Source organism: Leucobacter sp. M11, from assembly GCF_035726885.1.
GTDB lineage: Bacteria > Actinomycetota > Actinomycetes > Actinomycetales > Microbacteriaceae > JAPFRB01.
On the sequence record NZ_JAPFRB010000002.1, the window covers coordinates 420,835 to 428,558 of the forward strand.

6 protein-coding genes are annotated in these 7,724 nt (G+C 69.1%); 3 read left to right on the forward strand and 3 right to left on the reverse strand.

Going from position 1 to position 7,724, the window contains the following annotated elements; translation table 11 throughout:
- The 3 genes from OOT08_RS06305 to OOT08_RS06315 form a co-directional block, all read right to left on the reverse strand.
- Window positions 1-471: GNAT family N-acetyltransferase (locus OOT08_RS06305; RefSeq protein WP_325091731.1), on the reverse strand; the 471-nt coding region annotated here is incomplete at its 3' end.
- Between the two features lie 4 nt (window positions 472-475).
- Window positions 476-3,061, reverse strand: coding sequence for an ATP-dependent helicase (locus tag OOT08_RS06310; protein WP_325091733.1), 2,586 nt, complete (start codon window positions 3,059-3,061; stop codon window positions 476-478).
- A 67-nt stretch (window positions 3,062-3,128) separates the two neighbouring features.
- The gene (locus tag OOT08_RS06315; protein WP_325091734.1) at window positions 3,129-4,178 is read right to left on the reverse strand and encodes a glycerophosphodiester phosphodiesterase family protein; all 1,050 of its coding nucleotides are present in this window, start codon (window positions 4,176-4,178) and stop codon (window positions 3,129-3,131) included.
- Between the two features lie 151 nt (window positions 4,179-4,329).
- Here OOT08_RS06315 and OOT08_RS06320 point away from each other — a divergent pair, with 151 nt between their 5' ends.
- From OOT08_RS06320 to OOT08_RS06330, 3 genes are all read left to right on the forward strand, one after another.
- On the forward strand, window positions 4,330-5,160 hold the full coding sequence (locus OOT08_RS06320; RefSeq protein ID WP_442916203.1) for a Bax inhibitor-1/YccA family protein: 831 nt from the start codon (window positions 4,330-4,332) through the stop codon (window positions 5,158-5,160).
- Between the two features lie 62 nt (window positions 5,161-5,222).
- Window positions 5,223-6,266: a nitronate monooxygenase gene (locus OOT08_RS06325; protein ID WP_325091738.1), complete on the forward strand. Its 1,044-nt coding sequence runs from the start codon at window positions 5,223-5,225 to the stop codon at window positions 6,264-6,266.
- Window positions 6,267-6,584: 318 nt separating this feature from the next.
- A partial coding sequence (locus tag OOT08_RS06330; protein ID WP_325091740.1) for a hypothetical protein occupies window positions 6,585-7,724 on the forward strand: 1,140 nt, incomplete at its 3' end.

Sequence of the window (7,724 nt, forward strand, 5' to 3'; positions counted from 1 at the left end):
GGGGCTCGGGCCCGTGCCGAGGAAGTGGAAGCCCGCGGCGCGGGCGGTGCGCGCGGAGGCGATGTTGCCCGTGAAACATGACCAGCTCAGCGGCTCCGCGCCGAAGGGCCGCTCGCGCTCCCGCCAGTCAATGACCGCGGCGAGCGCCTCCGTGACGATGCCCGCGCCGCGGTGCGCGGCGCCCTGCCAGTAGCCGACGCCGCGCGGCTCGCGCCCGACGCAGACCACGCCGAGCAGTTCCGTCGGTCGCTCCGCGAGCCGGATCGCCCAGGTCGCCTCGCTCCCGTCGGTCCAGGCCGCCGGGACGATCTCGCGGATGAAGCCCTCGGCGTGCTCGCGCCGGTAGGGCCACGGCGTCGTCAGGAATCGCTCGAAGAGCGGGTCCTGACAGAACGCCGTGATCGCGTCGATGTCTGCCTCCCGCGGCTGATCCAGCAGCAAACGTTCGGTGCGCAGCTCGACGGTCCGCACGGGGCTACTCCGCGTCGAGCTTCGCGATCGGGGCGAGCTTGATGAGGAGCTTCTTGTCGCCGACCGAGTCGAAGGTGACGTGCGCGATGCGCTTCGAGCCCTCCCCCGTGACCCGGTTGACGCGGCCCTCGCCGTACTCGTCGTGCCGGATGCGGTCGTTCGTGTCGAGGGTCATGTCTCCGTTGTCGCGGAGGTTGCCGACGATCGTGTTCGGGAAGGAGGAGCCGGTCTCCTTGGCGAGCTTCTTGCGCTCCCGCCACTTGTCGAGACTCGACTGCATGTTGCCGCTCGCGGGCGTCTCGATTGCGGCCGAGCCGGAAGAGCCGCCCGAGCCGAAGGACACGGCGGAGTCACTGCTGCGGAACGAGCCGGAGGACCCGGACGATCCCGAGCGCCAGCCCTGCCCGGAACGCGGCTGGTTCAGCGCGCGCGATTCCGTGCCCCCGCGCGAGGTCACCATCCCGGGCGACTGCTTCCAGTCGATGAGCTCGTCGGGGATCTCCTGCAGGAACCGGGAGGGCAGCGCGACCGACACGTCGCCGTACTGCGAGCGGGTACTCGCGAGCGTGAGATACAGGCGCTCGCGGGCTCGCGTGATGCCGACGTAGAACAACCGCCGCTCCTCGGCGGGGCCGCCCACCTCGTCCACGGACATCTGGTGGGGCAGCAGCCCCTCCTCGACGCCCGTGATGAAGGCCGCGCGGTACTCCAGCCCCTTCGCGGTGTGCAGGGTCATCAGCGAGACCGTGCCGCTCGTGTCGTCGAGGTCGTCGGCGGCGGCCACGAGGCTCACCTCGGTGAGGAAGTCGATCAGGGACGCCTCGGGGTGCTGGACGTCGTACTCCTTCGCCACCGCCAGGAGCTCCTCGAGGTTCTCGGCGCGGGCCTCGTCCTGCGGGTCCTTCTTCGCGCGGAGCTGCTCGACGTAGCCGGTCTCGTTCAGGATGAGGGCGAGCACGTCCGCGACCGGGCCGGGCTTGGGCTGCCCGGCGTCGTCGGTCTCCCCCGCGCCGCTCGTGCCGAGCGCGATGCTTGAGGCGCGCATGATGAGGTCGCCGAGCCCGAGGACGGTGCCGCGCACCTTCGGACCGAAGCCGATCTCGTCAGCCCGGAGCATGGCCTCCAGGAAGGAGACCTCGTTCTCCTCGGCGAAGTTCGCGAGCTGGCCCTCGGCCATCGGCCCGATGCCGCGCTTGGGCGCGCCGAGCATCCGGGACCAGGCGATCGGGTCGAAGGGGTTCGCGATCGTCGTGAGGTACGCCATCGCGTCCTTGATCTCGGCCCGCTCGTAGAACTTCGTGCCGCCGAGCACCCGGTACGGGATGGCCGAGCGGATGAACAGCTCCTCCAGGGCACGGGTCTGCGCGTTCGTGCGGTAGAACACCGCGATGTCCTTGTAGTCCATGCCGTTTGCGTGCAGGGACTCGATCTCGTCGGCGACGAAGCGGGCCTCGTCGTGCTGCGAGTACCCGGTGAAGCCGACGATCTTCTCGCCGCTGCCCGAGTCGGTCCACAGGTTTTTCGCCTGGCGGTCGAAGTTGTTGCCGATCACGGCGTTCGCCGCGCTCAAGATGTTCTGCGTGGAGCGGTAGTTCTGCTCCAGGAGCACGACCTCCGCGCCCGGGAAGTCCTTCTCGAACTCGGAGATATTCCGAATATCCGCGCCGCGGAATGCATAGATCGACTGATCAGAGTCGCCGACGACGGTCAGGCTCGCGCCGGGGATCTCGCCGCGCTCGTCGAGCTCCGCTGGGCGAACGGGGAGGGCGACGCGTTCGATGACCTCGGCGGTGACGGGCCGGGTCAGCTCGCGGATCAGGGCGTACTGGGCGTGGTTCGTGTCCTGGTATTCGTCCACGAGAATATGCCGGAAGCGGCGCTGGTAGAGCGCGGCGATATCGGGGAAGGTGCGGAACAGGTGCACCGTCTGGCCGATCAGGTCGTCGAAGTCGAAGGCGTGCGCCCGGCGCAGTTCCTTCTCGTAGCCGCGGAAGATCTCGATGAAGAGGCGCTCGCGGGGATCGGAGAGGTTCGCGGTGGCCGCGTAGCTCTCCGCGTCGGCGAGCTCGTTCTTCAGCCGGGAGATCTTCGCGGAGCTGTTCGCCGGGGTGAAGCCGTAGGTGTCGGCTTCGAGCTCCTTGATGAGGCGCTTGAGCAGGGCGCGGGAGTCGGCGGAGTCGTAGATCGTGAAACCGGAGCCGTAGCCGAAGCGGTCGGCCTCCTTGCGGAGGATGCGCACGCAGGCCGAGTGGAAGGTCGCGATCCACATGCCGTCGGCGACGCCGCCCAGCAGCTCGCCGACGCGCTCGCGCATCTCGGCGGCGGCCTTGTTCGTGAAGGTGATCGCGAGGATCTGGCTGGGCCAGGCCTCGCGGGACTGGATAAGGCTCGCGACCCGGTGGGTGAGCACCCGGGTCTTGCCGGAGCCCGCCCCGGCCACGATGAGCAGGGCGGGGCCGCGGTACGCCACCGCGTGCGCCTGCGGCGGGTTCATGCCCTCGAGCAGGGGGTCGATTCCGGGCGCGCCGGAGTCACCGTTCCCCTCGGGGTACGGGGCGCCGGACGGGTCAAGAAGTTCGAAGTCGCTCATCGCTCACCAGTCTAGGCGGCACCGCTGACGGGCGGGGCCGAGATCGCGCAGGGTGCGCGGGCGAGCGCTAGGCGGGGGTCCCGTCCCGCTCCGCGAGGAAGCGGTCCCGCGCGGCGACGCCCAGATCGGGCTGGTCGACAAAGATCCCGTCGATGCCGGTCGCGAGCGCGAGCTGGAACTCGCTCTGCCAGTTGCCCCAGGCCGCTTTCTGGATGGCCGAGCGCTGGAAGCGGGGATTCAGGAAGCGGTTCTCGGGGCGCAGGGTCCACGTAAACACGGTCAGCCCGCGCGCGTGCGCCCGAGTGACGAGGTCGCTCGGCCCCACCGCGTGCCCGCGCTTGCCGAGGGCGAACAATGCGTGCTTGTTCACGCTGATGCCGTCAACGCGGCCGCGCAGGCCGTCGAGCCCCGCGTCGCTCAGGTACGCCTCGAAGGGGGTCGCCGCGGCGCCGTGCCGCGCCACCTGGTCCGCGGGAGCGCCGGTCCGTTCCACGAGAAACACGAGGTGCGCGTCCAGGCCGGACGCGCGGAGCCGGTCGAGCACGTCCAGCTCGAAGGCCTCGACGATGAGCCGGTCCCCGCGCTGCAACCAGCCCGTCCGGTCCAGGTCCCGCAGCAGGAGCTCGTCGAGCGGCAAGCCGATCGTGTCGAAGTAGTCGGCGTGCTTGATCTCGACCACGACCGAGAGGTCCCGGCCGAGCCGGGCGCTCTCCTCGTCGATAATCGCGAGCAGGTCGGTGAGCCGGAGGATGCCAAATCTCCCGTCGAAGCCCGCGCTGTCCGGGCGGTGCTTGGCGAGGCGTTCGCGCGCCCGAAGCGTGCTGAGTTCCGCCCAGGTGAAGTCCTCGGTAAACCAGCCGGTGAGCGTCACCCCGTCCACGGTTTTTGTCGTCTTGCGCGCGGCGAACTCCGGCCGCTTCGCGACGTCCGTCGTGCCCGAGATCTCGTTCTCGTGCCGCAGGACCAGCACCCCGTCACGGGTGGCGACGATATCGGGTTCCACCGCGTCCGCGCCCAGCTCGAAGGCGAGCCGGTAGGACGCCTCGGTGTGCTCCGGCCGGTAGCCGGGGGCGCCTCGGTGCCCGATGATCAGGGGAATGCGCGCGGCCGAGCTCATGGCATCAGCCTACCCGGCGCCCGAGATCGCGTCCGCCGTTGGAGAACACGGTGAAAATGCGCGCATTCCCGGCCAACGCACGGCGAACCCCGGTAATCTTGAGTCAAAACGCCCGCCGCTTCGAGAGAAAGTACTCCGCGACACTATGGCACTGAACAACCCGGCCTTCAACAACAACCCCGCGCTGAACGGGAAAACCCTCACCGCCGAGGAGCTGAACCGGATCTACAACCAGCCGTCGGCAACGCTGAACCGCCCCGGCGTCGACCAGGCTGCCCCGCAGACCGCGCCCGCGGCCCCGATCGAGCGCTCCAGCGACCCGATGACCTACGAGGACACCATCGCGAAGACCGCCGGGCTGTTCGTCATCGTGCTCGCACTCGGCGCGGTCGGCTGGATGTTCCCCGCGCTCATGTGGCCCGGCGCGATCGCCGGCCTGGTCCTCGGCCTCGTCAACTCCTTCAAGAAGGAGCCGAGCGTTCCGCTGATCGTCGGCTACGCGGCAGCCCAGGGCCTGTTCCTCGGCGGCATCTCCATGACCTTCGAGGGTATGTGGCCCGGCATCGTGATGCAGGCCGTGGTCGGCACGCTCTCCGTGTTCGCGGTCGTCCTCCTGCTGTTCCGCAGCGGCAAGGTCCGCACGAGCCCCAAGATGACCAAGATCGTGCTCGTCGCGATGCTCGGCTACCTTGTCTTCTCGCTCGCCAACTTCGTCATGATGCTCACCGGCGTGACCGACAGCATGTTCGGCGCCCGCGACATCACCGTGATGGGCATCCCCCTCGGCGTGATCATCGGCCTGCTCGCCGTGTTCCTCGCCTCCTACTCGCTCGTCATGGACTTCGAGTTCGTGCAGAACGGCGTGAAGAACGGCGTGCCCCGCAAGTACGGCTGGACCGCTGCCTTCGGCCTCATGGTCACTCTGATCTGGCTCTACGTCGAGATCCTTCGCATCCTCGCGATCCTCCGCGGGAACGACTAAGCTCGCTCAACGCGGCGACTCGCCGCGTGACGACCGTTCGACCCTCAGAGAGCCGGAGTGTGATGTTCCAGCCCGCAGACCTCAACGCAGCGATCATCGCCGCGCCGATGGCGGGCGGACCGTCCACCCCGGCTCTCTGTGCGTCCGTCACGAACGCGGGCGGCCTCGGCACGCTCGCCGGGGGCTACCGGAGTGCCGGTGCCCTCGCCGAGCAGATCGCGGAGGCCCGGCGACTGACTCCGGGTCCGATCGGGGTCAACCTCTTTGTGCCGAGCGACTCCCCCGCAAGCCACGACCGGATTAGCGACTACGCGGAGCGCTTGGCCCCCTTCGCCGCGGCCCTCGGGGTCGAGGTGCCGGAACCGCGGTTCGGGGACGACGACGGCTGGCAGGAAAAGCTTGATCTGCTCGCCGACACCCGACCGGAGTTCGTGAGCTTCACCTTCGGCTGCCCCGAGGCCAAAATCCTCGACCGCTTCGCGCAGCTCGACGTGCACACCTCGGTGACCGTGACCACCGTCGCGGAGGCCGAGCAGGCAGCCGCCGCTGGCGCCGCCAGCGTCACGCTTCAGGGCCCCGGGGCGGGCGGCCATCGGGGCACCTTCGACCAGGAGGCCCTCCCCGAGACGGCCCCGCTCATCGAGACCCTGACCGCGGTCGTCGCGATGCTCGACGCCCGGGACGCCCCCGTCCCCGTGATCGCCGCGGGAGGGCTCTGCTCCCCCGCTGGGCTCGACGCGGTGCTCTTCGCCGGGGCGCAGGCCGCCCAGCTCGGCACCGCGTTCCTCCTCGCCGAGGAGGCCGGGACGAACCCCGTGCACCGGGCCGCGCTGCGCGACCCCGGCTTCGCCGAGGCCAGCCTGACCCGCTCCTTCTCCGGGCGGTGGGCCCGGGGGCTCCAGAACGAGTGGATGACCGCCCTGGACCCCTTCGCGCCCGCGGGCTACCCCGAAATCAACTCGCTCACCGCCCCGCTCCGGGCCGCGGCTGTGGCGCAGGGCAACCCCCGGCTCGCCAGCCTCTGGGCCGGCACCGGCTTCCGGGAGGCCCGGATCGCGAGCGCCGCCGACATCATCGCCGGGCTCCTCCCCGCTTCCCGCCGCTGAGCCGCACCCGGCCCCTGGCCCGCCCGGCACCGGTGCCGCGGGCCGCGCCGTCCACCGGCTCAGCCCGTCTGCGCGGGCGGCACTATGCCCGAGTATCTCACTTCAGCTCGTTCCTTCTCGTTTCTCGACAAAAAAACTTCGCATCCCCCGGATTCCTTTTATAGATTTCCGGAAACTTTTGCACAGTTCTTCCTCGGATGATTTCTGATAATGCCCTGGCCTCTGTGCCGGGGGACCGAGGCCGTTGGGGAGCAGAACACGAGGGCGTCGATCCCGGAACAGGAATTGTGACCCACCCTCGAAGCTGAAGGACCCCTCATGAGCACTCCCTCCCGAGCTGTATTTCGCCCACCCCGCGCGGCCGTCATTGGCGCCGTCCTCGCGCTGATCACGCTGAGCCTGGTCCCGGTTGCCACCGCGAACGCTGACGTTCCCGAGGCCCCCGTCGCCGCGTTCAACGCGGCTTGCGCCGGAGCGACCTCCGCCGATCCGACCACGAGTTCCGACGTACTCGGCGACCTGACCCACGTGGACGGGGGCCGCTTGGCCCAGTTCAACGCCGGTCACCCGGTCCCGCTCTACGACGCGAACGGCTACAACGATGACGATTCGTTCCCGCCGCTGTGCGTTGTTCGAGCGAGCGTGGACTCCCCCACCGGTTATATTGCCGAGTGGCTGTTCTGCACCGACCTGGCCTCCGCCGTGTGCGGCACCACCACTCGGGAGGGCACCCTCGAGGACGGCCACGGCAATCCGGTCGGCCCGATGGAGCCGGTTGGCGTCAATGAGAAGCTGAGCCCCGACCAGGAGCGCCTGATCGCCTACCTCATCCAAAACGGTGCGCCCTTCCAATCCACCGGCTCCCTGCCATACGCATCGAATAACTCGGCCACACGCGCCGACTCCGGGACGACGAGCGCGAACCGAGTCGCCCTGCAACAACTCGTCTGGTGTGTCAGCGAGGCTGACGAACTCTCGCGGCTGAACGGCTTGACCGAGCTCTGCGCGGTAAACCTGCCCGCCGCCGAGCAGGCCAGGCTCCTCGAGCTCATCCCGGATGAGCCGACGGTTGAGCTGAGCTTTACCCAGCCGAGCGAACCTCTCCGCGTGGGCCAGCAAGCCCGGGTCGTGCTCCGCACCAATGTCTTCCAGCAGCCCATCTCTCTCGCCGGGAATGGCCTCAGCGGGGTCAGCGTCTGTGCGGGCGATGCCACGATCGTAGACGCTTCCCTCGTGGTCACCGGCTCCGACCCGAATCAGCCCAAAGAGGTTGAGCTCTGCTTCACGAGTACCTCCGTCGGAGAGATGGCCCTCTCCGCGGCAGCGGTCACAACCCACGTCGCGCACATCCGCTGGAACCAGAGCGCATCGTTGCCCGGGAACAAACCATGCCAGCACTTCGCCTCCTTCGACGCGACCAAAGACAGCACGGTGAGCGCCCAGACCCGCGTGCTCTTC